The organism is Tessaracoccus sp. MC1865 (genome assembly GCF_017815535.1).
In the GTDB taxonomy this organism is placed as follows: Bacteria; Actinomycetota; Actinomycetes; order Propionibacteriales; family Propionibacteriaceae; genus Arachnia.
The window spans coordinates 2,110,910-2,137,074 of sequence record NZ_CP072596.1 but is presented as its reverse complement, the minus strand read 5'-3'; the positions used below and the strand labels follow the sequence as shown (position 1 = coordinate 2,137,074).

General features: G+C 67.9%; 29 protein-coding genes. 19 read left to right on the top strand and 10 right to left on the bottom strand.

Annotated elements, in window-relative coordinates:
- Positions 1–121: 121 nt before the first annotated feature.
- The 12 genes from rpsM (at position 122) to J7D54_RS09895 (ending at position 10,942) form a co-directional block, all read left to right on the top strand.
- Positions 122–496, top strand: a complete 375-nt coding sequence (gene rpsM, locus J7D54_RS09950; protein WP_076058038.1) for a 30S ribosomal protein S13 — start codon at positions 122–124, stop codon at positions 494–496.
- A gap of 50 nt (positions 497–546) precedes the next feature.
- Positions 547–954, top strand: coding sequence for a 30S ribosomal protein S11 (gene rpsK, locus J7D54_RS09945; protein ID WP_182763770.1), 408 nt, complete (start codon positions 547–549; stop codon positions 952–954).
- A gap of 32 nt (positions 955–986) precedes the next feature.
- Positions 987–1,592, top strand: coding sequence for a 30S ribosomal protein S4 (gene rpsD, locus J7D54_RS09940; protein ID WP_076058042.1), 606 nt, complete (start codon positions 987–989; stop codon positions 1,590–1,592).
- 126 nt (positions 1,593–1,718) lie between these two features.
- Positions 1,719–2,741 carry a DNA-directed RNA polymerase subunit alpha gene (locus tag J7D54_RS09935; protein ID WP_182763769.1) on the top strand — a complete coding sequence of 341 codons (1,023 nt, stop codon included), beginning with the start codon at positions 1,719–1,721 and terminating at the stop codon, positions 2,739–2,741.
- A gap of 36 nt (positions 2,742–2,777) precedes the next feature.
- On the top strand, positions 2,778–3,314 hold the full coding sequence (rplQ, locus tag J7D54_RS09930; RefSeq protein ID WP_182763768.1) for a 50S ribosomal protein L17: 537 nt from the start codon (positions 2,778–2,780) through the stop codon (positions 3,312–3,314).
- Between the two features lie 88 nt (positions 3,315–3,402).
- Entirely contained in the window at positions 3,403–4,365 is a 963-nt protein-coding gene (locus tag J7D54_RS09925) for an ABC transporter substrate-binding protein (protein WP_182763767.1), read from the top strand.
- Positions 4,366–4,442: 77 nt separating this feature from the next.
- Complete coding sequence (locus tag J7D54_RS09920) at positions 4,443–5,408, top strand: ABC transporter substrate-binding protein (RefSeq protein ID WP_182763766.1); 966 nt, start codon at positions 4,443–4,445, stop codon at positions 5,406–5,408.
- 8 nt (positions 5,409–5,416) lie between these two features.
- Positions 5,417–6,319: an ABC transporter permease gene (locus J7D54_RS09915; protein ID WP_076058055.1), complete on the top strand. Its 903-nt coding sequence runs from the start codon at positions 5,417–5,419 to the stop codon at positions 6,317–6,319.
- Positions 6,319–7,110, top strand: a complete 792-nt coding sequence (locus J7D54_RS09910) for an ABC transporter ATP-binding protein (protein ID WP_076058057.1) — start codon at positions 6,319–6,321, stop codon at positions 7,108–7,110. Before J7D54_RS09915 ends, J7D54_RS09910 begins: the two co-directional genes overlap by 1 nt.
- Positions 7,111–7,173: 63 nt before the next feature.
- Complete coding sequence (locus J7D54_RS09905) at positions 7,174–8,319, top strand: glycosyltransferase (RefSeq protein WP_182763765.1); 1,146 nt, start codon at positions 7,174–7,176, stop codon at positions 8,317–8,319.
- Positions 8,316–8,957 carry a hypothetical protein gene (locus J7D54_RS09900; protein ID WP_182763764.1) on the top strand — a complete coding sequence of 214 codons (642 nt, stop codon included), beginning with the start codon at positions 8,316–8,318 and terminating at the stop codon, positions 8,955–8,957. Before J7D54_RS09905 ends, J7D54_RS09900 begins: the two co-directional genes overlap by 4 nt.
- A gap of 17 nt (positions 8,958–8,974) precedes the next feature.
- A complete protein-coding gene (locus tag J7D54_RS09895; RefSeq protein WP_182763763.1) occupies positions 8,975–10,942 on the top strand; it encodes an acyltransferase family protein in 1,968 nt (655 codons plus the stop codon).
- A gap of 66 nt (positions 10,943–11,008) precedes the next feature.
- On the opposite strand, the gene J7D54_RS09890 is transcribed toward J7D54_RS09895, so the two are convergent.
- The 4 genes from J7D54_RS09890 to trmB form a co-directional block, all read right to left on the bottom strand.
- Positions 11,009–11,620 carry a superoxide dismutase gene (locus J7D54_RS09890; RefSeq protein ID WP_182763762.1) on the bottom strand — a complete coding sequence of 204 codons (612 nt, stop codon included), beginning with the start codon at positions 11,618–11,620 and terminating at the stop codon, positions 11,009–11,011.
- A 108-nt stretch (positions 11,621–11,728) separates the two neighbouring features.
- On the bottom strand, positions 11,729–12,325 hold the full coding sequence (locus J7D54_RS09885; RefSeq protein WP_182763761.1) for a class I SAM-dependent methyltransferase: 597 nt from the start codon (positions 12,323–12,325) through the stop codon (positions 11,729–11,731).
- Positions 12,322–13,125, bottom strand: coding sequence for a tRNA pseudouridine(38-40) synthase TruA (gene truA / locus J7D54_RS09880; RefSeq protein ID WP_182763760.1), 804 nt, complete (start codon positions 13,123–13,125; stop codon positions 12,322–12,324). Before truA ends, J7D54_RS09885 begins: the two co-directional genes overlap by 4 nt.
- Positions 13,109–13,840: a tRNA (guanosine(46)-N7)-methyltransferase TrmB gene (gene trmB / locus J7D54_RS09875; RefSeq protein WP_245243950.1), complete on the bottom strand. Its 732-nt coding sequence runs from the start codon at positions 13,838–13,840 to the stop codon at positions 13,109–13,111. The genes truA and trmB overlap by 17 nt, the downstream gene beginning before the upstream one ends.
- 70 nt (positions 13,841–13,910) lie before the next feature.
- Between trmB and J7D54_RS09870 the strand changes: the two genes are divergently transcribed.
- Complete coding sequence (locus J7D54_RS09870) at positions 13,911–14,294, top strand: YccF domain-containing protein (protein ID WP_182763759.1); 384 nt, start codon at positions 13,911–13,913, stop codon at positions 14,292–14,294.
- A gap of 9 nt (positions 14,295–14,303) precedes the next feature.
- On the opposite strand, the gene J7D54_RS09865 is transcribed toward J7D54_RS09870, so the two are convergent.
- Positions 14,304–15,011: an NRDE family protein gene (locus J7D54_RS09865; protein ID WP_209455106.1), complete on the bottom strand. Its 708-nt coding sequence runs from the start codon at positions 15,009–15,011 to the stop codon at positions 14,304–14,306.
- A 45-nt stretch (positions 15,012–15,056) separates the two neighbouring features.
- Here J7D54_RS09865 and coaBC point away from each other — a divergent pair, with 45 nt between their 5' ends.
- The gene (gene coaBC, locus J7D54_RS09860; RefSeq protein WP_182763757.1) at positions 15,057–16,265 is read left to right on the top strand and encodes a bifunctional phosphopantothenoylcysteine decarboxylase/phosphopantothenate--cysteine ligase CoaBC; all 1,209 of its coding nucleotides are present in this window, start codon (positions 15,057–15,059) and stop codon (positions 16,263–16,265) included.
- Here coaBC and J7D54_RS09855 read toward each other — a convergent pair.
- The 3 genes from J7D54_RS09855 to J7D54_RS09845 all read right to left on the bottom strand — a co-directional run bounded on the left by J7D54_RS09855 (position 16,241) and on the right by J7D54_RS09845 (position 19,149).
- The gene (locus J7D54_RS09855) at positions 16,241–18,319 is read right to left on the bottom strand and encodes an elongation factor G-like protein EF-G2 (protein WP_182763756.1); all 2,079 of its coding nucleotides are present in this window, start codon (positions 18,317–18,319) and stop codon (positions 16,241–16,243) included. The two genes, coaBC and J7D54_RS09855, sit on opposite strands and share 25 nt — an antisense overlap.
- A 65-nt stretch (positions 18,320–18,384) precedes the next feature.
- Positions 18,385–18,657 (bottom strand): helix-turn-helix transcriptional regulator, encoded by a 273-nt coding sequence (locus J7D54_RS09850; RefSeq protein ID WP_182763755.1) that lies wholly within the window; start codon positions 18,655–18,657, stop codon positions 18,385–18,387.
- Positions 18,658–19,149, bottom strand: a complete 492-nt coding sequence (locus tag J7D54_RS09845; RefSeq protein ID WP_182763754.1) for a DUF2975 domain-containing protein — start codon at positions 19,147–19,149, stop codon at positions 18,658–18,660. It lies immediately after the preceding gene.
- Between the two features lie 288 nt (positions 19,150–19,437).
- Here J7D54_RS09845 and rplM point away from each other — a divergent pair, with 288 nt between their 5' ends.
- The 5 genes from rplM to J7D54_RS09820 all read left to right on the top strand — a co-directional run bounded on the left by rplM (position 19,438) and on the right by J7D54_RS09820 (position 24,122).
- Entirely contained in the window at positions 19,438–19,881 is a 444-nt protein-coding gene (gene rplM / locus J7D54_RS09840) for a 50S ribosomal protein L13 (RefSeq protein WP_076058081.1), read from the top strand.
- Between the two features lie 17 nt (positions 19,882–19,898).
- Positions 19,899–20,426 (top strand): 30S ribosomal protein S9, encoded by a 528-nt coding sequence (gene rpsI / locus J7D54_RS09835; RefSeq protein ID WP_182763753.1) that lies wholly within the window; start codon positions 19,899–19,901, stop codon positions 20,424–20,426.
- Between the two features lie 117 nt (positions 20,427–20,543).
- A complete protein-coding gene (gene glmM / locus J7D54_RS09830; RefSeq protein ID WP_182763752.1) occupies positions 20,544–21,893 on the top strand; it encodes a phosphoglucosamine mutase in 1,350 nt (449 codons plus the stop codon).
- A 55-nt stretch (positions 21,894–21,948) separates the two neighbouring features.
- On the top strand, positions 21,949–22,689 hold the full coding sequence (locus tag J7D54_RS09825; protein WP_182763751.1) for a zinc ribbon domain-containing protein: 741 nt from the start codon (positions 21,949–21,951) through the stop codon (positions 22,687–22,689).
- Entirely contained in the window at positions 22,689–24,122 is a 1,434-nt protein-coding gene (locus J7D54_RS09820) for an RNB domain-containing ribonuclease (RefSeq protein ID WP_182763750.1), read from the top strand. The genes J7D54_RS09825 and J7D54_RS09820 overlap by 1 nt, the downstream gene beginning before the upstream one ends.
- A 7-nt stretch (positions 24,123–24,129) precedes the next feature.
- Here the strand turns inward: J7D54_RS09820 and J7D54_RS09815 are convergent, their stop codons facing one another.
- Together J7D54_RS09815 and J7D54_RS09810 are read right to left on the bottom strand one after the other, a co-directional pair.
- Complete coding sequence (locus J7D54_RS09815; RefSeq protein ID WP_076058089.1) at positions 24,130–24,318, bottom strand: DUF5302 domain-containing protein; 189 nt, start codon at positions 24,316–24,318, stop codon at positions 24,130–24,132.
- 364 nt (positions 24,319–24,682) lie between these two features.
- Positions 24,683–26,101 (bottom strand): HNH endonuclease signature motif containing protein, encoded by a 1,419-nt coding sequence (locus J7D54_RS09810; RefSeq protein WP_182763749.1) that lies wholly within the window; start codon positions 26,099–26,101, stop codon positions 24,683–24,685.
- Positions 26,102–26,165: the final 64 nt, after the last annotated feature.

The window sequence follows — 26,165 nt, the reverse complement described above, 5'->3', positions numbered from 1 at the left end:
CCCCCAGCGGGATCGACCACCCTTGGACGAAGGCCAAGGCCCCGTCGGTGCTCGAGCCGAGCGCCATAGGCGGCGGGGACGCGTCACGCCCACACCTTCGCATAGGAAAGGAAACCGCCTGATGGCACGCCTAGTTGGTGTTGACCTGCCGCGCGAAAAGCGCCTCGAGGTCGCACTCACCTACATCTTCGGCATCGGCCGTACCCGCGCCGCCGAAACCCTCGCCGCGACTGGGGTCTCCGGCGATCTCCGCGTCCACCAGCTGACCGACGACCAGCTCGTCGCGCTGCGCGACCACATCGAAGGCAGCTACGAGATCGAGGGTGACCTCCGTCGTAGCACTGCCGCCGACATCCGCCGCAAGGTCGAGATCGGTAACTACCAGGGCCGTCGCCACCGCAGCGGCCTTCCGGTTCGTGGTCAGCGCACCCGCACCAATGCCCGCACCCGCAAGGGCAAGAAGAAGGCCGTCGCTGGCAAGAAGAAGGCACGCTGACCTCCGGGTCGAGCGCCTCCTCTCAAGGACTCAAGGAGACTTAAGAACATATGGCTACTGCAAGCCGCAAGGCCGGCGCCAAGACCAAGGGCCGCCGCAAGGAAAAGAAGAACGTGCTCGCCGGTCAGGCGCACATCAAGAGCACCTTCAACAACACCATCATCTCGATCACCGACCCCACGGGCAATGTGATTTCGTGGGCCTCCGCCGGCACCGTCGGCTTCAAGGGCTCGCGTAAGTCGACCCCGTTCGCCGCTCAGATGGCCGCCGAGGCCGCTGGTCGTCGTGCCATGGAGCACGGCATGAAGCGCGTCGACGTGTTCGTCAAGGGCCCGGGCTCGGGCCGCGAGACCGCTATCCGTTCGCTCGGTGCCGTCGGCCTGGAGGTCGGCGCCATTTCCGACGTGACCCCCACACCGCACAACGGCTGCCGTCCGCCGAAGCGCCGTCGCGTCTGATCCGGCCCGAGAGAGAATAGGACTAATACATTATGGCTCGTTATACCGGCCCGATCACCAAGAAGTCCCGTCGACTCGGGACTGACCTTGTCGGCAACGACAAGGCCTTCGAGCGTCGTCCGTACCCTCCGGGTCAGCACGGCCGCGGTCGCACGAAGGACTCCGAATACTCGCTGCAGCTTCGTGAGAAGCAGAAGGCGCGCTTCGCTTACGGCGTCCTCGAGAAGCAGTTCCGTCGCTACTACGAAGAAGCCGACCGTCACCCCGGCAAGACCGGTGACCGCCTGCTGCAGATCCTGGAGTCGCGTCTCGACAACGTCGTGTACCGCTCCGGCTTCGCTTCGACGCGTCGTCAGGCCCGTCAGCTCGTCGTCCACGGCCACTTCCTGGTCAACGGTGGGCGCGTCAACATCCCGTCGTACCGTGTCCGCGCCAAGGACATCATCGACGTGGCTGAGAAGTCGCTGAACCTGACCCCGTTCGTCATCGCCCGTGAGACGCACGGCGAGCGTTCGGTTCCCGCATGGCTGGAGGCTCGTCCCAACCGGATGCGCATCCTCGTGCACCAGCTCCCCGTCCGCGAGCAGATCGTGGTCGATGTCCAGGAGCAGATGATCGTCGAGCTCTACTCGAAGTGATCCGTCGGGGCCTTGTGCCCCACCACCGCCCCGTCCGGCTCGCTCCGGGCGGGGCGCTGGGCCCGACGGTCGGGCTCAGCACTATTTCGCGCCCTCATATAGCGGTCGGCGCGGGGAGGAAACACCATGCTCATCGCACAGCGCCCGGGCCTCACGGAAGAGGTTGTCTCGGACCACCGGTCCCGGTTCGTCATCGAGCCCCTCGAGCCCGGCTTCGGCTACACGCTCGGCAACTCGCTGCGTCGCACCCTGTTGTCGTCCATCCCGGGTGCCTCGGTCACCAGCATCAAGATCGAAGGCAACCAGCACGAGTTCTCCACGGTGGAGGGCGTCGTCGAGGACGTCACCGAGATCATCCTGAACCTCAAGGGCCTCGTGATCTCCTCGGAGGAGGACGAGCCCGTCGTCATGTACCTCCGCAAGGCAGGTGCCGGGTCCGTCACCGCCGGTGACATCCAGCCCCCGGCAGGCGTCGAGATCCACAACCCCGAGCTGCACATCGCCACTCTCAACGAGACCGGCAAGCTCGAGATGGAACTCGTTGTCGAACGCGGCCGTGGCTACGTCAGCGCAGTGCTGAACAAGGATCCCGATTCAGAGATCGGCCGCATCCCGGTCGACTCCATCTACTCGCCGGTGCTCAAGGTCACCTACAAGGTCGAGGCCACCCGCGTCGCCCAGCGCACCGACTTCGACCGTCTCATCGTCGACGTCGAGACCAAGCCGTCGATGACGCCGCGTGACGCCGTCGCTTCGGCCGGCACCACCCTCGTCGAGCTGTTCGGCCTTGCCCGCGAGCTGAACGTGGACGCCGAAGGCATCGAGATCGGCCCGTCGCCCGTCGACGAGCAGATCGCCGAGTCGTTGAACCTCCCTGTCGAGGATCTGGAACTGTCGGTCCGCTCCTACAACTGCCTCAAGCGCGAGGGCATCCACACCGTGGGTGAGCTCGTGGCCCGCAGCGAAGAGGATCTGCTCGACATCCGCAACTTCGGCAGCAAGTCGATCGACGAGGTTCGCGAGACCCTCGCCAACCTCGGCCTGTCGCTGCGTGACTCGCACCCGGGCTTCGACCCGCTGCAGGCCATCGAGCGCTACGACGAGGACAACGACGAAGACGCTGACTTCGCCGAAACCGAGCAGTACTGACCGCCCACACCGCTACTCACACTGGAGAATTGATCAATGCCTAAGCCGACCAAGGGTGCCCGTCTGGGCGGTAGCCCGACCCATCAGCGCCACATCCTGCGCAACCTGGCCACCCAGCTCTTCGAGCACGGCCGAATCACCACCACCGAGACCCGTGCCCGGCTGCTGCAGCCGGTTGCCGAGCGTCTGATCAGCAAGGCCAAGCGCGGTGACCTGCACAACCGTCGCCTGGTGCTGCAGTCGGTCACCGACGTCGACGTCGTGCGTCGTCTCTTCGACGAGATCGCCCCCACCTTCGAGGGCCGCAACGGTGGCTACACCCGCATCACCAAGATCGGCCCCCGCAAGGGCGACAACGCCCCCATGGCAGTGATCGAACTGATCACCGAGGCCGTGGCCCCGAAGGCCAAGGCGCCCAAGGCCGCACCGGCCGAGGAGCCCAAGGCCGAGGAGACCGCAGAGGTTGAGGAGACTGAAGAGGTCGCCGAAACCGACGAGGTCGCCGAGACCGAGGAGTCGCCCGCCGCGGCCGACGAGACGGCTGCTGACGAGGACGCTGCAGAGTCCAAGTGACACCATCCGGAAGGGGCCCCCGTCGTGGGGCCCCTTCTGTTTCACCGCTAGGGTTTCGTTAGTTTTGGCCGTTCAGAGGAGAGACCAGATGCTGCGACGAGTTCTTGCAGGTGCGGCTGTCGCCGCCCTGCTGCTCACTGGCTGCGGCGCGCAACAGAGCGCCCCGGACGAGGTGTCGATCGGTGGAGTGACCATCGTTTCCCACCCGTCGCTGGACCTCATCTGGGAGGGCGTGAAGGAGGGCCTCGCCGAGGCAGGTTACGTCGAGGGGGAGAACCTCACCCTCGAGTTCCAGAATCCCCAGGGCGACCAGGCCACTCTGACCAACATCGCCAACACCTACGCCGCCTCCAAGCACGACCTGTTCGTGGCGATCGCCACGCCGCCGGCCCAGGCCATGGCGCAGGTGATCCAGGACCGGCCCATCGTGTTCGCGTCCGTGACGGATCCGGTCGCCGCGGGCCTGGTGGATTCGATGGAGAAGCCGGGCGGCAACGTCACGGGCACTTCCGACCAGTTGCCCACCGACCAGCAGTTGAAGCTGATCCTCGACATCGACCCCACCGTCGAATCCGTGGGGATCGTCTACTCGGCCTCCGAGGTCAACGCCCAGGTGCAGGCCGAGAAGGCCATGGAGGCGGGCAGGGAACTCGGGGTCGAGGTCAAGACCGTCACCATCCAGAACTCCTCCGAGGTGCAGCAGGCCGCTGAGTCGCTGGACGTCGACGCCTATTTCACGCTCGTCGACAACACCGTCGTCTCGGCGATGGAGTCCATGGTGCAGGTGGCCGAACAGAAGCAGTCCCTGCTGGTCAGCTCGGATCCTGATTCGGTGGAGCGCGGCGCGGCCGCGGCACTCTCGACCGACTACAAGGCGCAGGGTCTGCAGACAGCCAAGATGATCGTCGAACTCCTCAAGGGAGGGGAGCCGGGCGACACCAGCGTCCAGCTGCAGGAATCCCTGGAGACCGTGGTCAACCCCGCCGCCGCTGAGCGGATGGGCGTGACCATCCCCAAGGCAGTCATCGACGAAGCCGCCACCACGTACTGAGGGGTGGACGCCGGCGCCCAGCGGCGCCGCGGAAGCCTACGCTTTACAGGCACTCACCCTTTCGCGCAAGGAGAAACATGAAACTCAAGGTTGTCGCGCTCGGCACCATCGCCGCGCTCGCACTGACCGGCTGTGGCGCCGCAGAGGAGGGCTCCACGGAGTCCTACAAGATCGGCATCGCCACCATCGTCTCCCACCCGGCGCTCGACGCCGTCGCAGACGGCTTCAAGGAAGCCATGGCGGAGGCCGGTTACACGGAGGGCGAGAACCTCACCATCGACCTGCAGAACGCCCAGGGCGACCAGTCGACGCTCACGAGCATCGCCAACACGTTCGCCAGCTCGGACTTCAACGGCTACCTCGCCATCGCGACCCCCACCGCCCAGGCACTGGCCAACGTGATCACGGACAAGCCGATCGCCTTCGCCGCCGTCACTGATCCGGTCGCCGCCGGCCTCATGCAGGACTGGGACGCCCCGGACGCCAACATCACCGGCGTCTCGGACCTCAACCCCATGGACGCGCAGCTCGACCTCATCAAGGAGATCCTGCCCGAGGCCGTCACCGTCGGTATCGTGTACTCCTCCGGTGAGGTCAACTCGGAGGTCCAGGTGGCTGAGGCCGAGAAGGCCGCCGAATCCCGTGGCATGGAGATCAAGACGGCCACCGTCACCAACTCCGCCGAGGTGCAGCAGGCCGCCGAATCCCTCGACGTCGACGCCTACCTGATCCCCACCGACAACACCGTCGTCTCCGCCGCCGAGTCCCTCGTGCAGGTGGCCGAACAGAAGTCCGTCCCCGTCTTCGCCTCGGACGAGTCGACGATGGAGCGTGGCGCCACCGCCGGGCTCTCGGTGAACTACATCCAGCAGGGCAAGGACGCCGCCGCCGTGCTGATCAAGATGCTCGAGGGCACTCCCGCCTCCGACATCCCGGTCGAGACGCAGAAGCAGTTCGACCTGTTCGTCAACGAAGAGGCGGCCGCAGCCCAGGGCATCGAACTGCCCCAGGCGGTCGTCGACCGCGCAACCAAGAAGTTCTGAGTACCTAGATGATCATCGCGCTCGAGATCGGCCTGCTCTACGCCATCATGGCGTTGGGCGTCTACCTCACCTACCGGGTCCTGGATTTCCCTGACCTGACGGTGGACGGTTCGTTCACGACAGGTGCCGCCACGTGCGCCATCCTGCTCGTGAACGGGGTGCCGGTCTGGGCCGCGATGATCGCCGGGATGGTCGCCGGCATGCTCGCCGGCGCCATCACCGGGCTGCTCCACGTCTGGGGCAACATCAACCCCCTGCTGGCAGGAATCCTGACCCAGATCGCGCTCTACTCCATCAACCTGCGCATCATGGGCAACCGGGCCAACGTGCCGCTGCTGCGCACCGACACGCTGTTCAGCTGGTTCCGGGGCGAACGGCTGCTCGGCACCTGGATGTCGGTGGCGGCGTTCAGCGTCGTCGTGCTCCTCGTCGGGCTGGTGGTCTACTGGTTCCTCGGCACCAGCTTCGGTGTGTCCATCCGCGCCACCGGCGACAACGAGATGATGGCCCGTTCGCAGGGCATCAACACCGGCGTCACCAAGATCGTCGGCCTGATGATCTCCAACGGCATGGTGGCCCTCTGTGGCGCGCTCGTGGCGCAGTACCAGGGCTTCTCGGACATCTCCATGGGTATCGGCCTCATCGTCGCAGGCCTGGCCTCGGTCATCGTCGGCCAGGCCATCTTCGGGATGACCGCAGTGTGGCAGGCCGTGCTGGCCGCAGCCCTCGGCTCGGTCATCTACCGTGGCGTCATCCAGATCGCCCTCAACAACGGCTTCAACCCCAACGACATGAAGCTCATCTCGGCGGTGCTCGTCGTGCTCGCCCTGGTGCTGCCGCAGTGGGGTCCCCTCAAGAAACTGCGCCGCCAACGCCGTCGTCGTCAGGCCGCAGAGGCAGGAGTCGCCTGATGCTCGAACTCGCCTCAGTCACGAAGCGCTTCTTCCCCGGCACCGTCAACGAGCGGGTCGCGCTGGACGCCATCAACCTCACCCTCCACGAGGGAGACTTCGTCACCGTCATCGGCTCCAACGGCGCCGGTAAGTCCACCATGCTCAACGTGGTCTCCGGGCGGTACCCCGTGGACGGCGGCACGGTGACGATCGACGGCAAGAACGTCAGCCGCACCCCGGAACACCAGAGGGCCAAGTGGGTCGCGCGCGTCTTCCAGGACCCCATGGCCGGCACCTCGCCCCACCTCACCATCGAGGAGAACCTGGCCATCGCGTTCGAGCGTGGCCGCAAGCGCGGTCTGCGGATGGCCGTCACCAGCCCCAAGCGCGCGGTCTTCAAGGAGGCCCTCACCACGCTGGAACTCGGGTTGGAGAACCGCCTCGACATGCGCGTGGGCATGCTGTCGGGCGGCCAGCGCCAGGCACTCAGCCTGCTGATGGCCACCTATGCGCAACCGGCCATCCTTCTCCTCGACGAACACACGGCCGCGCTGGATCCGGCGCGCGCCGCCCTGATCACCCGCCTGACAGGCGAGGCCGTGGAGCGCCATCGGCTGACCACCCTGATGGTCACCCACAACATGCACCAGGCCATCGAGCTGGGCAACAGGTTGATCATGATGCACGAGGGCCGCATCGTCCTCGAGGTCGATGACGAGGCAAAGAAGTCGATCACGGCCGAGCAGCTCACGCAGGAGTTCGCCAAGATCAAGGGCGCCAGCCTGTCGGACCGCACGCTGCTCGACTGACGCTCAGGCTCAGTCCCTCGTCCACTGGGAGCTCTCGCCCCACAGAATGGGTACGGTAGGGCAATGCGCATCGCCCAGCTGGCCAACTTCGTCGGCCCCACGTCTGGGGGTATGAAGGTGGTCATCGAAACCCTGGGCCAGGGCTACGTCGACGCCGGGCACACGCGTATCTTCGTCGCGCCGGGGGAGAAGGACCAGATCCTCGAGACCGAGGCCGGCATCCTCGTGCAGGTCCGCGCCCCCAAGGTCACCGAGCAGTACCGCATGATCTTCCAACCCTGGCGGGTGCTCGACGTGCTGGACAGGTTCCGGCCCACCTCCATCGAGGTGTCGGACAAGTGGACCCTCTCGCCGGCGGCGAACTGGGCCGCCAAGCGCAGCGTCGGCTCCGTGCTCTTCAGCCATGAGCGGCTGTCCGACATGCTCGCGATGTTCGTGCGCTCCAGCTTCGGCGTCGAGACCATCGTCGGTGGGCTGAACCGCCGGCTGTCCCGCAACTTCGACTCCGTCGTGGTCACCAGCCGCTTCGCCGAGGAGGAGTTCGCCGACACCGGCGCCAACCTGGCGCTCGTGCCGCTTGGCGTGGACCTGGAGACGTTCCACCCCGACAAGGGCGAACCGGCCGACGACGGCGTGCTCAAGTTCTGTTACGTGGGCAGGCTCTCCCACGAGAAGAGCCCCCAGCTGGCCGTGGCCACCGTCGTCGAACTGCACCGGAGGGGCCATCCGGTGCGGCTGGACCTGTACGGGACCGGCCCCGACCAGGCCGAACTGGAGGCGGTCGCCGGCAACGCGCCGGTGTTCTTCCACGGCTTCGTGCCCGGCCGCGACGAGGTGGCCAGGCGCATCGCGCAGCACGACGTGTCGCTGTCCGTGTGTCCCGCGGAGACCTTCGGACTCGCCGTGCTCGAGGCGCTGGCGTGCGGCACCCCCGTCGTCAGTTCCACCAGCGGGGGAGCCAGCGAACTGGTCGACGCCACGTCCGGCGAGCGCGGCGACGCCAACCCACTGTCCCTGGCCGACGCCGTGGAACGCCTGATCCCGCGCCTCGGCCCAGAGCTGCGGCGTGCGGCACGGGCGCGCGCCGAGCGGTATCCCTGGCAGCGCACCACTGACGCGATGTTGGCGCTGCACAGACAACTGGCAGACGAGGTGCCGTACCGGAAGCTGCGGGGCTTCGCGCACAATCCGAAGGGAAGACGGCTGTGAGAAAGAAGCGGCTCAAGATCGGTTGGTCGCCGCTGGTGGCGCTGATCGGCGCGCTGGTCCCCGTGGCGGCCCTGGCGCCGCGCAGACCTTTGGTGTCCGGGCCCCACACCGTCGCCGCCCTGGCCCAGCAGTGCCGCGAGACGGGAGCCACCGGGCGGGCGCTGGCCGACGAGGCGGTGAAGGCTGTCGCGCGGGCCTTTCCCTACTATTCGCTGTGGCACCTGTGGGAGCCGCCGGAGCGCGCGCTCAGTTCGCACCGGGGATGGTCGCACCAGTACAACACGGTGCTCCTCCTCGTGCTGCGCGAACTGGGCTTCAAGACCCGCCTGGTGCACGCGGCCATGGTCCGCGGCTTCCAGAACCCCTGGTGGCTGCGCGGGCACACCTGGGCCAAGGTGACCGTCGGCGGTTACGAGCTCGACGCCTGCGCCTCGGACGAGACGAACCGCGTGGGGGCCGTGAACTTCGTCCCGCTGACCAGGGAACTCCCGCTGCGCCGCGTGACCCGGTGGGCGCTGGGCGCCTGGATGGGCTCCTTCGTCGCGATCGCGGTCTGGCACGCCTGGCTGACGGGTCGTGAGGTGGCGCCCTGGGTGTACGGCCGCAAGGGGCGCCGGGGAAGGGCTTCCGCGGGCTGACGCGTTAGACTCCCGGGGTGCAGCCGGCAGACAACATCACCTATGTGCCCAGCCTTGATGGCCTCCGCACCATCGCTGTGGGCCTGGTCATCGCGTTCCACCTCAGCGTTCCCAACCTGGAACTGGGGTTCGCCGGCGTCGACGTGTTCTTCGTGCTGTCCGGGTACCTGATCACCTCCGGCCTGCTGCGCGACACCGTGCGCCACGGGAGGCCGCAGTACGGGAAGTTCTGGCAGCGCCGATTCCGCCGCCTGCTGCCCGCCGCCACGCTGATCCTGCTGCTGGTACTCCTCTACGCCACGTTCCTGATGCCGTTGTTCCGCAAGGCCAACGCCAGTTGGGACATCTTCTGGACGGTGCTGTACCTCGGAAACTGGCGGTTCATGGGCGCCAACAGCTACTTCGCCTCCGACGGCACGCCGTCGTTGCTGCTGCACATGTGGTCCCTGGCCGTCGAGGAGCAGTTCTACTTCTTCTGGCCGGTGCTGATCGGCATCGTCGCGTTCGTCGCCGCGAAGTTGGGTGGCAGCAAGCGGGTCACCACCATCATCGGAGTGGTGGCGGCAGTGCTCATCGTCGTCTCGGCAGCACTGCTGATGGTGCTGTACGACCCGGCGTCCCCTGACCGCGCCTACATGGGCACCGACACCAAGGCGTTCGAGCCGCTGCTCGGTGCCCTGTTGGCCATCGTGATGAGCAACCACGCGGTGCGCACCGTCTTCTACCGCCACCACCGTCTCATCGCGGCGGTCGGCGTGGTGACGGCCGTGGCCGTGCTGCCGTTCCTGGCCGGACCCAGCGCCTTCTACTTCCAGGGCGGGGCGGTGATCCTCAGCGTGGGCGTCACGCTCCTGATCGGCGCGCTGGTGGTCTCTCCGCCGACGATGCTGTCGGGTTTCCTGTCCTGGCGGCCGATGACCTACCTCGGGCAGATCTCCTACGGGCTGTACCTGTGGCACTGGCCGTGGAGCGTGTGGCTGGACGTGGCCCACAAGGAGGAGTTCCGGATGCTGCGGGCTCCGGTGGCGCTGGCGGCGACGCTGATCTGTGCGGTGCTGAGCTACCACTTCGTGGAGGAGCCCATCCGTCGCGGCCGCTTCACCACGTGGCTCACCTTCAAGCGCACGATGCTCACCGTCGCAGTGATCATGGTGATCATCATGACCTGGGCTACCGCGCTGCGCGGGCTGCCCGTGCCCAGTACGCGCCCGCCCGCGACACCCGTCAGCCCCGGCGGCTCGCCGGTGCCGCAGACCAACCCGGACCTCCTCATCGTGGTGGGCGACTCCGTGCCGTTCCGCCTCATGGAATCGCTCGACCAGGTGGCCAGCGACAACGACTTCGTCGTCGACAACGCCTCCCGTGGTGGCTGCCCGCCCCTCTCGATCGAGTTGCAGGAGTACCTCAAGCCCGACCACGAGGGTGCAGGCGACTGCACCATGGTCGCCGACATCCAGACAGAGAAGATCGACTCCGAGCGTCCGGCGACGGTGTTCTGGTGGTCGCGCTACGAGGTGCACCAGCGCTGGCTCGACGGACGGATCGTCGGACCGGACGAAGAAATCTTCTGGGAGGCGCTCGAAGAGGACCTGGCGGCCAGCGTCGATCGGCTCACCTCTCAGGGCGCCACTCTGGTGATCGCGCAGACCGAGCGCCCCGGCACCGGCATGCTCAGCCGCTGCACCGAGGACGAGTGCCACCCGCTGCTGGATCTCATGGTCAACCACGACGAGTACCGCCGCCGGTGGAACGACATCGTCGTCGACCTGGCCCAGCGCGACGACAGGGTGGAGACCTTCCGGATGGATCCGTTGCTGTGCAAGGACCCCGAGCCTGAGAGTGCCGACGGCCCGGCGCTGTGCGACGACTCCCGGCCCGGTGGGCAGCTGTTGCGGCCCGACGGCAGCCACATCCTGGTGGACCCCTTCGGCTACGAGACCGCAGAGAAGGTGCTCGAGAATGTGTTGACGGCCGCCAGCAGCTGATCTGCGGCTCAGCCGAAACGAGAAGACCCCGGGCCTGGGCCCGGGGTCTTCGTGTTACGCGGTGGCTCAGTAGGTGAGCTGGACGTTCTTGGCGGCGGAGAGGCGCTGCGCCACGTCGTCCCAGTTGATGACGTTCCACCAGGCGTTGACGTAGTCGCCCTTGACGTTCTTGTACTGGAGGTAGAAGGCGTGCTCCCACATGTCCAGCTGCAGCACGGGCAGCTGGCCGACCGGCACGTTCGACTGCTGGTCGAACAGCTGGTTGATGTTGAGGCGCTGGCCGAGGGTGTCCCACACGAGCATGGCCCAGCCGGAGCCCTGCAGGCCGTTGGCGGCGGCGTTGAACTGCTTCTTGAAGCCGTCGAACGAACCGAAGAACTCGCCGATCGCCTCAGCCACGTCGCCGGTGGGCTCGCCGCCGCCGTTGGGCGACATGTTCTTCCAGAAGACGGAGTGGTTGATGTGGCCGCCCAAGTGGAAGGCGAGGTCCTTCTCGAGCTTGTTCACGGCGCCGAAGTCACCCTTGTCGCGCGCGGCCGCGAGCTGCTCGAGGGCGGTGTTGGCACCGGCCACGTAGGCGGCGTGGTGCTTGCTGTGGTGCAGCTCCATGATCTCCGGGGCGATGTGCGGGGCGAGTGCCCCGTAGTCGTAGTCGAGGTCGGGAAGGGTGTAGGTCATGGTGTCTCCTGATCGTTGACTCGCGCCGTTGCGCGCTGACGGTCCCCATCCTATGCCGCCCATTTGGTCACCGCTTCAACTTCTCAGCGGGTTCCGCTGGCGGGGAAATCAGGCCCCTGAGGCGGCGACCCTGAGCACACGGAAGCCCTTGGCCGACGCCACGCGCTCCGTCGGATGCCCCTGGTCCGTCAGCCAGCGCTGCAGCGAATCACCGCCGAGGTTCTTCCCGACGACCAACCAGGCGACACCGTCAGGCTGGAGCCGCGGCAACCACGTCAGGAGCAACTCGTGTAACGCCTGCTTGCCGATCCTGATCGGAGGATTCGACCAGATCTCGTCGTAGCGCACGTCCGCGGGCACCTCGTCGGGGGCGACGGCGTGCACCCGCTCGGCGACACCGTGCCGCTGCGCGTTCATCCGGGTCAGCTCGACGGCGCGGCCGTTCACGTCGACCGCGTCGACGGTGACGCCGGGCGCCGCCACGGCCAGCCCGACGGCGATGGTGCCGACTCCGCACCCGAGGTCCAGCAGATGGCCCCGCTCGGGTGGGCTCACCTCGCGCAGTAGGACGGAGGTGCCGAGGTCGAGGCGGCCCCCGGAGAACACGCCACCGGCTGTCGTGAACGTCAGGTCGTTGCCGAAGACGGTGGCGGTGAACTCGTGCGTGACCAGCGGCTGGTCAGGGGTGTCGAAGTAGTGGCTCATGATGTCTCCAGGGTGCGCATGGCGCGCGCCGCGGTGGCGCGGGCGGCCAGTTCATCGTCGGGCGGATAGCCCACCTCTTCCAGCGTGAGGCCACGGGCCGGCATGACCTGCACCTCGCCATGGCGCACGCTGCTGGCGGCCACCTCCTCCAACCAGGAGAGGCTGCGCCGCCCCGCCGCCACGGCGGTCAGCGCGCCCATCAGGGAGCGCACCATCGAGTGGCAGAACGCGTCCGCCAGCAGGTGCACCTCGATCACGCCGTCGGGGCGGCGGGTGGCGCTGAGCTCCCGGAGGTCGCGGATGGTGGTGGCACCCTGGCGCGGCCGGCAGAAGGCGGCGAAGTCCCGCAGCCCGATCAGCAGTTCCGCGGCGGCGTTGAGCGCGCCGACGTCGATCGGTTCGCGCGACGGTGTGATGTGCCCGCGCAGCAGCGGATCGGCGACCCCGTCGGTCAGGCGATAGCAGTAGCGCCGCCAGATGGCCGAGAACCGCGCGTCGAAACCTTCGGGGGCCGGGGTGACGTCGCGGATGGCGATGTCGTCCGGGAGGACGCGGCGGAGACGGCGCAGCAGGGTGGCCGACGGGTCCTCGTCGAGGTCCAGGTCGGCGTGGCAGGTCTGGCGTCGGGCGTGCACGCCCGCGTCGGTGCGGCCCGCGACCACCAGTGTGGGCGGCCCGGCGAGGCGCAGCACCTTGCCGATCCATTCTTCGAGGGTCGCCTGCACCGTGCGTAGCCCGGGCTGGGTGGCCCAGCCGTGGAACTCGGTGCCGTCGTAGGCCAAATCAATCCTGAGTCGCATCGGCCCTCCGGTAGGTGAGGTCGAAGACGGTGCGGCCCGCGGCCAACCCGCGTGCCTCGTACTTGGTGACGGGGCGCTCCTCGAGTCTGGGGGCCCAACCGTCGTGCACGTTGACCAGGCCGGGGTGGTCGTCGAGGTGCTCCCGCATCCAGAGCGCGTAGTCCTCCCAGTCGGTGGCCAGTCGCCACACCCCGGACGGCGCCAGTTTGGCGGCCACGACATCGGCGAACCCCGTGCTGACGAGGCGACGCTTGTGGTGGCGCTTCTTGTGCCAGGGGTCAGCGAAGAACGTCCACAGTTCGGTGACCGAGCCGTCGTCGAACAGGCGGGGGAGCGCCTGCGCCCCGTCCACCAGGGCCAGACGCACGTTGGTGGCTCCGATGCGGCCCAGCCGGCCGAGCGTGGACGCGACGGCGGGCTCGAACACCTCGAACGCCACCACGTTGCATTCGGGACGGCCGGCGGCCATGGGGACGAGGGAGTCGCCGGCGCCGGAGCCGATCTCCACGATCAGCGGCGCCTCACGCCCGAACTCCGCGGCCCAGTCGACGTGGGCCTCAGGCGCCACGGAGGTGTCCAACTCGCCACGCGGGATGTCCACGAGGTATTCGGCGGCATGCCGCTCCCAGGCCTTGGTCTGCGACTCGTTCATCCGCGTGCTGCGGCGCACGAAACTGACGATGTCGCGGCGGGGGCGTGGGGGTCGGGAAATCACCGGCCCAGCCTACCGGTGACCGCGCGAACTAGACTGTGAGGTGCTGATCGGCAACCACGAGGAGTCATCGATGCGCACCATTCTCAACGTCATCTGGGTCATCCTGGGCGGCTTCTGGCTGGCCCTGGGCTACATGCTGGCGGGCGTGATCGCCTGCATCTTCATCGTGACGATCCCGGCCGGGCTCGCGTCGTTCCGCATGGCCAACTACGTGCTCTGGCCGTTCGGCCGCACCGTCGAACCGAAGCCGGGGGCCGGTTGGGGATCAGGGCTCATGAACGTCATCTGGTTCGTGGTGGCGGGGTGGTGGCTGGCGCTCCTGCACATCACCTCGGCGCTCGCGCAGTCGCTGACCGTCATCGGTATCGCCAATGCGTGGGTGTCGCTGAAGATGATCCCGGTGACCTGCTTCCCGTTCGGCAAGCGGATCGTGCCGAGCGGCGGGATCCTCTGAGCCGACGGTTCAGGGACTGGTGAGGAGGGGAGCGACCGGCTCCCAGACCCCGGGTTCCCCGAGCACACCCATCCCGCTGGTGACGTTGCCGGGGCCGATCGACGCCACGACGGCCAGCAGCGACAGCGTCGGGAAGCCGTGGGCGCGGTTGTCGCGGATGAGCGCGCGGTCGTCTGTCGGGTCCAGGTTCCGGCCGCCCTCGTCGAGCACCTTGGCCCACTGCGTCCACCAGCGCACCCCCTCGGTGGGGGCGTCGGCGAAGCGGTGCAGCCAGTGCGCGATGCGCTCCGCCCCGAAGTCGTCGACGTCCGAGTGCGCGATCATGTGCGTGCCCGGCTCGAGGTCGACGGTGCGCGTCGCGCCTCCCTCCCAGGAGGTGACGCGCACGCTGTCGAAGGTGGCCTCCACCAGGTTGAACCCCAGGGTGGTGGGCGTCGCCGGGACCTGGCGTCCCGTGAGGGAGCCGATGACGAGGTCGCCCCGGGTCGTCGGGATGATGCCCTCGGGTGGACCGCCCGCGCGGTTCAGGAGGACGCTGAGCTGCAGGTGGTTGTGCGCGAGCCATGCTCCGCCGGCGGACAGGTCCTGGATACCGGTGATCTCCGGGTGCTGGGGCCACCACTGGCCCACCGGCCGCCACGGCCGGCCCGGGTCCTCGTCCCGGATGGCCAGCAGCCTGACGCGGCCCGGCCCGGGCTCGGGAACGCGAATCACCACGGTGCACATGGTCAGTCAGCGTACCCGGATGAAAGAATCACGGACATGAACATTGTGGTTGGGGTCAGCGGCGGCATCGCGGCGTACAAGGTGGTGCACCTGGTGCGGCTGCTGATCGGCGACGGGCATGAGGTGCATGTCGTGCCGACAGAGGACGCGCTGCGGTTCGTGGGACGTCCCACCTGGGAGTCGCTGAGCCGCAACCCGGTCACCACCTCCGTGCACGACGACGTCCCCCGGGTGCGCCACGTGGCGCTCGGGCAGAACGCAGACCTGGTCATCGTCGCGCCCGCCACGGCCAACACCCTCGCCGCGATGGCCGCCGGCCTGGCGTCGGACCTGCTGGGCACCACGCTGCTGGCCACGAAGGCGCCGGTGCTGGTCGCCCCGGCCATGCACACGGAGATGTGGCTGCATGCCGCCACGCAGGCGAACATGGCGACGCTGCGGAGCCGCGGCGTGCACGTCGTGGGCCCCGACGACGGGCCGCTGACCGGCGGCGATTCCGGCCCGGGCAGGATGAGTGAACCCGAGGCCATCTACGAGGCCGCCCTGGCGCTGGCCGGCCGTCGACGGGATCTGGAGGGCGTCACCCTGGCGGTCTCGGCCGGCGGTACCCGAGAGCCCATCGACCCGGTGCGTTTCATCGGCAACCGCTCCAGCGGCAGGCAGGGCGTGGCGATCGCCGTCGCCGCCGCCGAACGCGGCGCGCGCGTGCTGCTGGCCGCAACCAACGTCGAGGCGGACGTGCTGCGCCCTGCCCAGCGTCCCGGCGTCGAGATCACGACGGCGGGTTCCGCTGCGGAACTCGCCGGAGTGATGCGCTCACTGGCCGCCGAGGCCGACGTCGTGATCATGGCCGCGGCCGTGGCGGATTTCCGCGTGGCGGAGGTCTCCGAGGGCAAACTCACCAAGGAGGTCGGGGGAGTGCCGTCGCTCACCCTCGTCGAGAACGAGGACATCGTTGCGGGGCTGGCCGCTGGGCGCCGCGACGGGCAGACCATCGTGGCCTTCGCGGCGGAAACCGGGGACGACTACCTCGAGCGCGGGCGTCGGAAACGGCAGAAGAAGGGCGTCGACCTCCTGGCGGTGAACCAGGTGGGCTGGGACAAGGGCTTCGAGACGTCGCACAACACGTTGTACGTGCTGGATGCGCGGGACGAGGTCGTGAAGGAGGCGTCGGGCTCCAAACGAGAAGTCGCCGACGCCCTCCTGGACGTGCTCACCGATCAGGCGGTGGGCCAGGCCTCCTGAGGCATGAGTTCGTAGCCCACGAACTCGCGGGTGAAGGTGCCCGTGCCCTGGGCGACGCCGCGCAGGTCGATCGGGTAGCTCACCAACTCGATCGCAGGCACCAGCGCCTCGACCACGGCGTGGCCGTTGCCGTCCATCTCCGTGCCCTGCACTTGCGCGCGTCGTGCGCCGAGGTCGGTCAGCGCGGCGCCGAGATACTGGTCGCCCACTCGCACCCGGACCCGCTCGATGGGTTCCAGGAGCCCCACCTGACCCTTCTCCGACGCGTCGCGCAGCGCGTACTGCCCGGCGACCTGGAAGGCCATGTCGGAGGAGTCGACAGAGTGGGACTTGCCGTCGTAGAGCGTGACCCGCACGTCGACCATCGGCACGCCGAACTTGGTGCCCAGCGCCAACTGCTGCTCAATGCCCTTCTCGACCGATCCGATGTAGGCGCGCGGCACAGACCCTCCGACGACCTTGTCGACGAACTCGAAGCCGGCGCCGCGCTCGAGCGGCTCCAGTTGGATGTTGCAGATGGCGTACTGGCCGTGGCCACCGGACTGCTTCACGTTGCGGCCGATCCCCTTCGACGGCGTCAGTACGGTTTCGCGGAGCGCGACGCGCACCTCCTCCTCGACGACGTTGAGCCCGAAGCGGTCCTTCAACTTGCTCAGCGCCAGGTCCTTCTGCGCCTGGCCCATGACCCAGAGCAGCTGCTGCTCGGTCTCGGAGTTGCGTTCGAGCCGCACGGTGGTGTCCTCCATCGAGATGCGGTGGAGGGCGCCGGCGAGCTTGTCCTCGTCGCCGCGGGTGGTCGCCTTGATGGCCACCGGCAGGAGCGGCCTGGGGAGTTCCCACGGCTCGATCAACGCAGGGCGCTCCGTGGCTGACAGGGTGTCGCCCGTCTCCGCCCTCGACAGCTTGCTGACGAGCACGATCTCACCGGCGATCGCCTGGTTCAGCGGGGTGAACTCGGTGCCGTAGGGCGCCGACATGGGGCCCATCCGCTCCTCTTCGTCCTGGTCCGGGCGCATCGGGTCCGGGTCCCAGCCGAACAGTTCGCGGTTGCGGGAGACGTGGACCACCTGGTCGCCGCGGAGCGTGCCGCTGAAGACGCGCACGAGGGAGGAACGGCCGAAGTTGTCCGACGTGGTGCGCACCACCTGGGCCACCAGCGGGCCGTCGGGGTCACACGTGGCGTCGGGCAGACGCGCGCCGTTGGGCGTGGTCACTGGGGGCACGGGCAGCATCGACGGCGGCGGGAAGCCCTGTTCGATCCAGCGCAGCAGTTCCTCGGTGCCCTTGTCGGAGGTGGTGTGGGCGGGCAGGACGGGGAAGAAGCGGGCGCCGACGACCGCGCGCAGCAGCGCGCCGTTGGCTTCCTCCACCGCGATCTCCTCGCCCTCGAGGTAGCGCTCCATCAGGTCGTCGTCCTGCACCTCGGTGATGATCGCCTCGAGCAGGTCTGCGCGGGCCGCGTCGATCAGAGCGAGTTCCTCAGGAGTGGAGTCGCGGGAGACCCGCTTGCCGGTGGAGTAGTCATGGGCGCGTTTGTTCAGCAGAGAGAGGTTGCCGACGTTGGTGCCGTCCTTCTCCAGCGGGATCAGCGCCGGGATCACTCCCGCGCCGAAGGTTGTCTGGCAGGCCGCGACCATGTCGGAGAACGACGCGCGGCCCTGGTCCAGCTTGGTGATCGCGATGATGCGTGGGGTGTTGGATTCCGTGCACTCCTCCCACAACGCGACTGTCGTGGGATCGATGTCGTCACCGGCAGGGACCACGAAGACCGCGGCGTCGGCGGCACGCAGACCTGCGCGCAGCTCACCCACGAAATCCGGGTGCCCGGGAGCGTCGAGGAGGTTGATCTGGACGTCGATCGCCGGGATGGACGCCAGCCACAGCGTGGCGGCGCGCTCCTGGGTTTCCTTCTCGCCGCGATATCCATCCACCCGCGCACGCAGGAGGTGTTCGAACAGGGTTGTCTTGCCCGATCCGCTCGCGCCGACGAGGACGACGTTGCGTACATCGTCCGGGGACGTGATCGTGATCTGGGAACTCGTCTTTGAGGCCATGCACATACGTTAGTGTGCGCGATCGGGCCGTGGGCCCCGACCCCCTCAAATGGCCTGCCAAAGGGTCAATCGGTGCGGTCGGCGAACCTCGGGGACGCGACGACGGCCCCGCCGTCGAGGGCATCTGCGCCAGCGTCGGGTTCCCACCGCAGCAGGTCGCCCGGCTGACATTGGAGGGCCTCGCACAGCGCGTCGAGTGTCGTCAGGCGCACGGCCTTGGCCCGGCCGTTCTTGAGCACCGCCAGGTTCGCCGGCGTGATGCCCACGAGGTCTGCGAGGGTGCCGACGGCCATCTTGCGGCGCGCCAACATGACGTCGATGTCGACGACGATGGCCACTCAGACCACCTCGTCGAGTTCGGAGCGGAGCGCCCGGACCTCGGACTCGCGCGCGGTGGCCTGGATGAGCAGGCGGCGCATCACCACGACGAGCAGGGCGATACCGGCCAGCACCAGCGACGCGCCGCAGATGAGGCCGACGAGCCCCGGCGCGACACCGCCCGGCGCGAGGACGACGGCGAGTACGAGGCAGATCACGGAGGCGACGGCGAACGTGGCGATGATGACGTTGACGTACCCGAACGCGGCCTCCGAGAACACCGAACCTCTGCGTACCAGCGTCAGCAGGCGCCAGACGCACACGGCGAAGACCTGCATGCTCAGTATCCCCAGCGCGGCGATGCCCACCAGAGTCACGCGGGCCCACAGCGGGGCACCGCCGTCGACCATGTCGCGCCACACTGCCGGCAGGATCATGACCTGCACCACCACCGAACCGACCAGCGACAGCGCGATCACCGCCTTCAACGCCCAGATTGTCGCATTGCCCATGAGAGCTCCCCTCGTAGGCTCGAAACCTATCGCAACTCGATAGATAGATCAAGTGTGGCGATAGGTATCGGCCGCTGCGCGGTTGGTGCCGATGTGGGGCGTGACGGGGGAGGGGGCGCGCTCCTGAACGGTGGTGATCGGCTGCGGGTGTCGCCGGAGCGGTCATTTTGCAGATGGGGCGCACGGCACTTAGGATGGGTAGCTGTTGTACGCCATCTTTTCGGGGCCTAACGGGGCGCTGTCCCGGTGTGCAACCCCCATCAGTTAAGTATGAATGGAAGTGGGACTGTGTCTACGTACACCCCAAAGCCGGGCGAGATCGTCCGCAACTGGCACGTCATCGATGCCGAAAACATCATTCTGGGTCGCCTCGCTGCCCAGATCGCCAACCTGCTGCGTGGCAAGCACAAGCCGCAGTTCGCGCCCCACGTCGACATGGGTGACTTCGTCGTCGTGATCAACGCATCGAAGATCGCGCTCTCCGGCAACAAGCGCTCGGACGATTACCGCTACTCGCACTCCGGTCGTCCCGGTGGTCTGAAGGCCGTCTCCATTGGTGAACTGCTTGACAGGGATCCGCGCCGCGCCGTCGAGAAGGCTGTCTGGGGCATGCTCCCCAAGAACAAGCTCTCCCGTCAGATGCTGAGCAAGCTCAAGGTCTACGCGGGCCCCGAGCACCCCCACGCTGCCCAGAAGCCGCAGCCGTTCGAGATCATTCAGATCGCCCAGTGAGCCGAGGACCGAAGAACATGACTGAGACCAACGAGATCGACGAGACCGTCGTCGAGGAGATCACTCCCTTCGTCGACGAAGAGAACCGCGAAATCGCGTACCGTTCCGACGCCGACCCGGTCGCTGCCTCGGGCATCGACACCCGTCCGGCCATCGTCGCCCCCGGCGGCGGCACCGGCCGTCGCAAGGAAGCCGTCGCCCGCGTGCGTATCGTGCCCGGCTCCGGCACCTGGAAGATCAACGGCCGCAGCCTCGAGGAGTACTTCCCGAACAAGCTGCACCAGCAGCACGTCAACGAGCCGTTCGTGATCGCGAACGTCGAAGGCTCCTACGACGTGATCGCCCGCATCGACGGTGGCGGCACCTCCGGCCAGGCCGGCGCCCTGCGCCTCGGTGTGGCCCGCGCCCTGAACCAGGTCGATGCCGAGGCTTCGCGCCCGGCTCTGAAGAAGGCCGGCATGCTGACCCGCGACTCGCGCATCATCGAGCGCAAGAAGGCCGGTCTGAAGAAGGCCCGTAAGGCTCCGCAGTACAGCAAGCGCTGATCTCTGCACGTCGAACGCCCATCCTGCTCCGGCAGGGTGGGCGTTCGCCTTTCCCTGGATCGGGGTGGGGCGTGGCGATTCGCTCAGCCTCTATGCGCGACTGTAGAGTCTCCAGACGTGGCACGACTCTTTGGAACCGACGGCGTCCGCGGCGTCGCAAACGTTGAACTGACCGCTGAACTGGCGCTGGACCTGTCGGTCGCCGCGGCGCACATCCTCGGGGAGGCCGGAGCGTTCCGCGACAACCGGCCCTTGGCCCTCGTGGGCCGCGACCCCCGGGCCAGTGGTGAATTCCTGGAGGCGGCGGTGATCGCCGGGCTCGCGTCGGCAGGTGTCGACGTGGTGCGGCTCGGTGTGGTGCCCACGCCCGCCGTCGCGTACCTCGTCAACGATATGGACGCCGACCTGGGCGTCATGATCTCCGCCTCGCACAATCCCATGCCGGACAACGGCATCAAATTCTTCTCCCGCGGCGGTGTGAAGCTCGACGACTTCCTCGAAGACGCCATCGAGGCCCGGATGGGGGAGGACTGGAAGCGCCCCACCGGCTCGTCCGTGGGCCGCATCCGCAGCGACCTCGGCGCTGTGGAGGCTTACGTGGCCCACCTGGTCGCTTCGTTGGGGGACCCCTCCCTGGAGGGGCTGAAGGTCGTCATCGACTGCGCCAACGGCGCGGCCTCCCAGACCGCCCCCGAGGCATTCGCGGCCCAGGGTGCCCACATCGTCCCGATCCACGCCGAGCCGGACGGCATCAACATCAACGACGACTGCGGCTCCACCCACATCGGCGACCTCGTGAAGCGCGTCGTGGACGAGGGCGCGGATCTGGGCATCGCGCTCGACGGCGACGCCGACCGCTGCCTCGCGGTGGACCACGAGGGCAACCTCGTGGACGGCGACCGCATCCTCGCGATCCTGGCCATCGCCATGAAAGAGGAGCACCGCCTGCACTCCGACACCGTCGTGGCGACGGTGATGAGCAACTTGGGCCTCGTCAATGCCATGCGTGAGCATGGGATCCGCGTGGACCAGACGAAGGTGGGGGACCGCTACGTCCTGGAATCCATGAACGCCAACGGCTTCGCGCTGGGCGGCGAGCAGTCCGGTCACGTGATCATCTCCGAGTTCGCCAACACCGGCGACGGCACGCTCACCGGCCTGCACCTCGCGTCCCGGATGAAGTCCACCGGCAGGTCGCTCAAGGACCTCGGATCCGTGATGACGGTGTTGCCACAGGTGGTCATCAACGTGCGCAACGTCGACAAGTTGCGCGCGGGTATCGACCCCGACGTCCAGGCTGCCGTCACGGCCGCCGCGCGAGAACTCGGCGACACCGGCCGCGTCCTGCTGCGCCCCTCCGGCACCGAACCGGTGGTGAGGGTCATGTGTGAGGCGCCCACCGTCGAGCAGGCCCAGCGGATCACGGAGCAGCTCGCGGCGAAGGTGACTGAGCGTCTGAGTCTCTGACGGACGCCCCCGTCCTAGTAGAGTGAACCCCACCCAACTGGACAAAGGATTCGCGATGCTCGCTGACCCCGCTGATCAACGCACTCTGCTTACCCTGGCGGAGCTCGACTCGGAGGTGGCGCGCGTGCAACACGCTGCGCGCTCGCTCCCGCAGCACAAGACCATCGCTGAGCTGATGAGTGCGCGCAAGAGTGTCGCTGATGAGCTGGTTGCCTCCAGCACCCGCGTCGACGACCTGCAGATCTGGGTCCGCAAGGCAGAGACCGACCTGACGCCGGTGAAGGCGCGGCTGGAGCGCACCGAGCAGCGGTTGGCCGACGGTTCGATCGGCGATCCGAAGACGCTGCGCTCGCTCACCGAGGAGGTCGAGCACCTCAAGAAGCGCATCATCGAGCTCGAGGACGACCAGCTCGAGGTGATGAGTCGTCTGGAGGACGCCGTCGCCCATCGCGACCGGGTCGCCGCGCGCAAGGTGGAGATCGAGAACCAGCTGCACGCGGAGGTGGCTGCCCGCGATGAGGCGGTGGCGAAGCTGAGCCGGGAGGCCAAGGATCTGGCCGCTGATCGTGGCCCGGTGGCGGCGAGGCTGGCACCGCCGCTGATGTCGCTCTACGAGAAGCTGCGGGCCTCCACCGGGCTGGGGGCCGCGACGCTGAAGGCCGGGCGCTGCACCGGCTGCCAGTTGCAGTTGACCCTGTCTGATCTGGACACCTACAAGAAGGCCCCCGCGAACCAGGTCTTGCGCTGCGTCGAGTGCGACCGCATCCTGGTGCGTACGGCTGAGTCTGGTCTCTGATGCCTTCGCTGCATCTCCGGGTCCACGAGATCCCCGAGTCCCTCCGGGAGGCCATCCAACTCCTGCAGGAGCGGCTGGAGATGCCGCTCCACTTCACTGACGAGGTGGTGGCCGACGCGGAACTCGCCGCTCGGCAATCGACGGACGACCATGCGGATTTCACCCACGTCGAGTTCGTCACGATCGACCCGCCCACGTCCAAGGACCTCGACCAGGCCATCCAGATCGAGCGTGAGGGCGCCGGGTACCTGGTCCGCTACGCCATCTCCGATGTGCCGCATTTCGTGCGGCCGGGCACGGCGTTGGAGGCCGAGACCCATCGTCGCGGGATGACGAAGTACGCGCCCAGCGCGCGTATTCCGCTGCACCCGGCGGTGATCTCCGAGGACGCGGGGTCCCTGTTGGCCGACGGGAAGCCTCGGCCGGCCTTCGTGTGGGAACTCCATCTGGACGCGGGCGGCGAGGTGGTCGACGTCGGCCTGACGCGCGCCCTGGTGGAGAGCCGGGCCAAGCTGAACTACGAGGGCGTCCAGGCAGATTTCGACGGCGGTACCCCTCATGCGAGCATCGCACTGCTGCCTGAGGTGGGGAAGCTCCGTCAGCAGTTGGAGATCGAGCGCGGTGGCGTGTCGTTGAACCTGCCCGACCAGGAGATCGTCGAGCGCGACGGCACCTGGGAACTGGAGTTCCGAGCGCTCGTGCCGGTGGAGAACTGGAACGCGCAGATTTCGCTGATGACGGGTTTCGCGGCGGCGCAGACCATGCTCACGGGCAAGGTGGGCGTCCTGCGGACGTTGCCGCCGGCTGAGGAGTGGTCGCTGCAGAAGCTGCGGCGGGCCGTGCGCTCGTTGGGTGTGCCGTGGCCGAAGGAGATGCCGTATCCGGAGTTCGTGCGGTCGCTGTCCCCCAAGGACCCGAGGCAGCTGGCGGCGTTGACGAAGTGCACCATGCTGTTCCGCGGGGCCGGGTACCTGGCCTTCGACGGCGAGGTTCCGGACGAGAACCTGCTGCACGCGGCGCTGGCCGCGCCCTACGCGCACACGACCGCGCCGTTGCGGAGGCTGGTGGACCGCTACGTCCTGGCCATTTGTCATGCGCTGATCAACGGCCTCGAGGTACCGCAGTGGGCCCGTGACGGGCTGGCCGCTCTGCCGGAGGAGATGGCCGAGACCGGCCGGTCTGCTCGTGCCTACGAGCGTGGCGTCATCGACCTCACAGAGGGCCTCGTGCTCAGTAACCGGGTGGGTGCGATCTTCACCGGCGTCGTCACGGACGTCGACCCCAAGACGCATGTGGGGACGGTGCAGATTGCTGAACCCGCCGTCGAACTCCGGGTGCCGGCCAAGGCGAGCGAAGTTGGCTCCGAGGTGCGGGTGCGTGTGGACAAGGTGGACGTCCGGAAGGGACAGGTCACCCTGTCCCGTCCGAACTGATCAGGCTCTAGCCGCCGGACTTGCGGCGGAACTCGCGGCGCCCGACGGCGGGCCCATGGGCCTGGCCGCCCTGCTTGCGGTCCCCGTGGGTTCCGGCGTTGGCGGAGAGGTGCTCAGCCTGCTTCTTGCGTTCAAGGGCCTGCCGCATGGCCTCTTTTGGGTCCAGCGGGGCGTCGGTCTGCTCAGCGTCACTCATGGCGCAACTGTACCCGGCTGCGGGGTAGCGCTGCGGCGACGTTGCGCCAGGAGCCACCCCAGGTGAACGGCGCGGCCGGCGAAGGCCGTGACGAGCAGCCACCAGACGGGGCTGTGGACAATTGCCAGCACCATACCGACGACAACAACGCCGATGGGAGTGAGCAGGTGTGCTGCCTGGGGATACTCCCTGTTCTCGCCGTACATGTCTGTTGCTTCCCTTCTCTGGCCCGACGCCCACCCTACGAGAGCGCTGCGACCGCGCGAGCTTCGGGCTCCCCGAGACGCGCGGGCGCGGAGTCAACGTCGAGAGGTGGCGCGGCGGAAGCCCCGCGCAGCGGGACTCGCAGAGCGAACCGGGGCCATCACATGCGCCTCGGGCCGTTGAAGCGCTCGGGTGGTAGTACCTCCGGAGTGTCGGTCACTGGATCGAAGTGAATCTTCCATTGGTCTCGGCGGCCGTTGACGTCGGGCTCCACGATGTTGTGGTGGTGCCCGCAGAGCAGCACCAACTCCTTGAGGTTGGTCTTCCCGCCGAGGTTCCAGGGATTGACGTGATGGGCGTCGCATTCCTCTGGAGTCTTCGTGCAGGTGGGAAAGACGCAGCCTCCGTCGCGGAGTTCGAGTGCCCTGCGCTGTGCGGGCGTCACAAGCCTGGAGGCGCTGCCCATGTCCAGGATCTCCGAGCTGCCACCGAGGACGAAGGGGATGATCTCCGCCTCTGCAGCCAGACGGCGCAGCTGGCCGGGCGTCAGTTCGGTGCCCGAATCCAGGACCCCGCCGGCGCCGGCGCGGTCGAGGAGATCTGCCAAAGAGATCGTCACGCGGATCTGCGCCCTGGGGGAGCGGCTCCCCCTGTCACGTGGGCGCGCGACTCCCTCGGCCCTGACGGCGTCGCCGTGGGCGGATAGCTGAACGATGGGCGCGTCACCCACGGGAGTGCGAGTGGCGGGTTCTCTGAAGAGGGTGATGAGTGCGTCCGCGTTGCGCTGCGCCGGGGTGCGCTGCGTGTCGGGGCGGGTCAGGGCACGGCGGGTGCGGGCATTGATCTGCCCGTGGCGTGCCGCCTGCTCCCTGTCCCGCTCCGCCCGCTTGTCCGCCGCGACCATGGCCGACAAGGTCCGGATCCACGGCTCTGCTTCGAGTTCGGGGAGTTGGCCGGTGAACCAGATGGATCCCTCGCCGTCGTTGCCCCACGTGAAGCGGCGGTTCTTGACTGCGTTGGCACGCTGGCGCTCGACACGCTGGAGAGAGTCTTCGTCGCGGAGCGCGTGCTGCGGAGCGACTGCGGCCAACACGTCCGGAGCGAGTCTCGCGAGCTTCCTCGCGGGTACCCCTGCGGCCCTGGCCACGAAGGTTTCAGCGACTCTGGCCACGACCTCTGCGGGTAGGTCCGGAAGGTCCGCGATTCCCTTGGAGATGGCGGCTGCCTGCTGCGCCGAGATGGTTCCGTCGAGTGCCGCCTGCTTGGGCGCCTCGTGTCGGACCATGTCCCCGGCGAGGGCGATCTGACCCGCGGCCTGCCGGTTGTCGAGGTTCTCGTCCAGCGCGATCAACGAGGTGGTGGGGGTGCCGACGGCCTTCATCGAAGCCTGGCGCCGGTTGACATGGTCAGTCACCACGCAGGCCAGCGCGTCGATGCGGCTCCGGAGCCTCCGGGCGCTGCGCATCACATTGACCAGCTCAACCTCGGGACAGGACGCCAGAGCTTCCACGTCGATTCCGGAGAGCAACGCGTCGACGGCGCTGAGCGCCTCGACTGCTGGATGCTGACCGATCTCCATGACCCCCACAATATTCGCGCACAGTGACAATTCGCGGCGTGGTTTCCCGGCTGTGGATAAGTAC

Excerpts from the sequence above, each read along its gene's own strand:
- J7D54_RS09855 (WP_182763756.1), bottom strand. The coding sequence starts at position 18,319 with ATGGCCTCAAAGACGAGTTCCCAGATCACGATCACGTCCCCGGACGAT.
- rpsI (WP_182763753.1), top strand. The coding sequence starts at position 19,899 with ATGACTGAGACCAACGAGATCGACGAGACCGTCGTCGAGGAGATCACT.
- rpsD (WP_076058042.1), top strand. The coding sequence starts at position 987 with ATGGCTCGTTATACCGGCCCGATCACCAAGAAGTCCCGTCGACTCGGG.
- J7D54_RS09915 (WP_076058055.1), top strand. The coding sequence starts at position 5,417 with ATGATCATCGCGCTCGAGATCGGCCTGCTCTACGCCATCATGGCGTTG.
- J7D54_RS09925 (WP_182763767.1), top strand. The coding sequence starts at position 3,403 with ATGCTGCGACGAGTTCTTGCAGGTGCGGCTGTCGCCGCCCTGCTGCTC.
- J7D54_RS09810 (WP_182763749.1), bottom strand. The coding sequence starts at position 26,101 with ATGGAGATCGGTCAGCATCCAGCAGTCGAGGCGCTCAGCGCCGTCGAC.
- J7D54_RS09820 (WP_182763750.1), top strand. The coding sequence starts at position 22,689 with ATGCCTTCGCTGCATCTCCGGGTCCACGAGATCCCCGAGTCCCTCCGG.
- J7D54_RS09845 (WP_182763754.1), bottom strand. The coding sequence starts at position 19,149 with ATGGGCAATGCGACAATCTGGGCGTTGAAGGCGGTGATCGCGCTGTCG.
- truA (WP_182763760.1), bottom strand. The coding sequence starts at position 13,125 with ATGCGACTCAGGATTGATTTGGCCTACGACGGCACCGAGTTCCACGGC.
- J7D54_RS09905 (WP_182763765.1), top strand. The coding sequence starts at position 7,174 with ATGCGCATCGCCCAGCTGGCCAACTTCGTCGGCCCCACGTCTGGGGGT.
- J7D54_RS09920 (WP_182763766.1), top strand. The coding sequence starts at position 4,443 with ATGAAACTCAAGGTTGTCGCGCTCGGCACCATCGCCGCGCTCGCACTG.
- J7D54_RS09910 (WP_076058057.1), top strand. The coding sequence starts at position 6,319 with ATGCTCGAACTCGCCTCAGTCACGAAGCGCTTCTTCCCCGGCACCGTC.
- rplQ (WP_182763768.1), top strand. The coding sequence starts at position 2,778 with ATGCCTAAGCCGACCAAGGGTGCCCGTCTGGGCGGTAGCCCGACCCAT.
- J7D54_RS09870 (WP_182763759.1), top strand. The coding sequence starts at position 13,911 with ATGCGCACCATTCTCAACGTCATCTGGGTCATCCTGGGCGGCTTCTGG.
- rpsK (WP_182763770.1), top strand. The coding sequence starts at position 547 with ATGGCTACTGCAAGCCGCAAGGCCGGCGCCAAGACCAAGGGCCGCCGC.
- rpsM (WP_076058038.1), top strand. The coding sequence starts at position 122 with ATGGCACGCCTAGTTGGTGTTGACCTGCCGCGCGAAAAGCGCCTCGAG.
- J7D54_RS09825 (WP_182763751.1), top strand. The coding sequence starts at position 21,949 with ATGCTCGCTGACCCCGCTGATCAACGCACTCTGCTTACCCTGGCGGAG.
- coaBC (WP_182763757.1), top strand. The coding sequence starts at position 15,057 with ATGAACATTGTGGTTGGGGTCAGCGGCGGCATCGCGGCGTACAAGGTG.
- J7D54_RS09890 (WP_182763762.1), bottom strand. The coding sequence starts at position 11,620 with ATGACCTACACCCTTCCCGACCTCGACTACGACTACGGGGCACTCGCC.
- J7D54_RS09935 (WP_182763769.1), top strand. The coding sequence starts at position 1,719 with ATGCTCATCGCACAGCGCCCGGGCCTCACGGAAGAGGTTGTCTCGGAC.
- J7D54_RS09815 (WP_076058089.1), bottom strand. The coding sequence starts at position 24,318 with ATGAGTGACGCTGAGCAGACCGACGCCCCGCTGGACCCAAAAGAGGCC.
- J7D54_RS09885 (WP_182763761.1), bottom strand. The coding sequence starts at position 12,325 with ATGAGCCACTACTTCGACACCCCTGACCAGCCGCTGGTCACGCACGAG.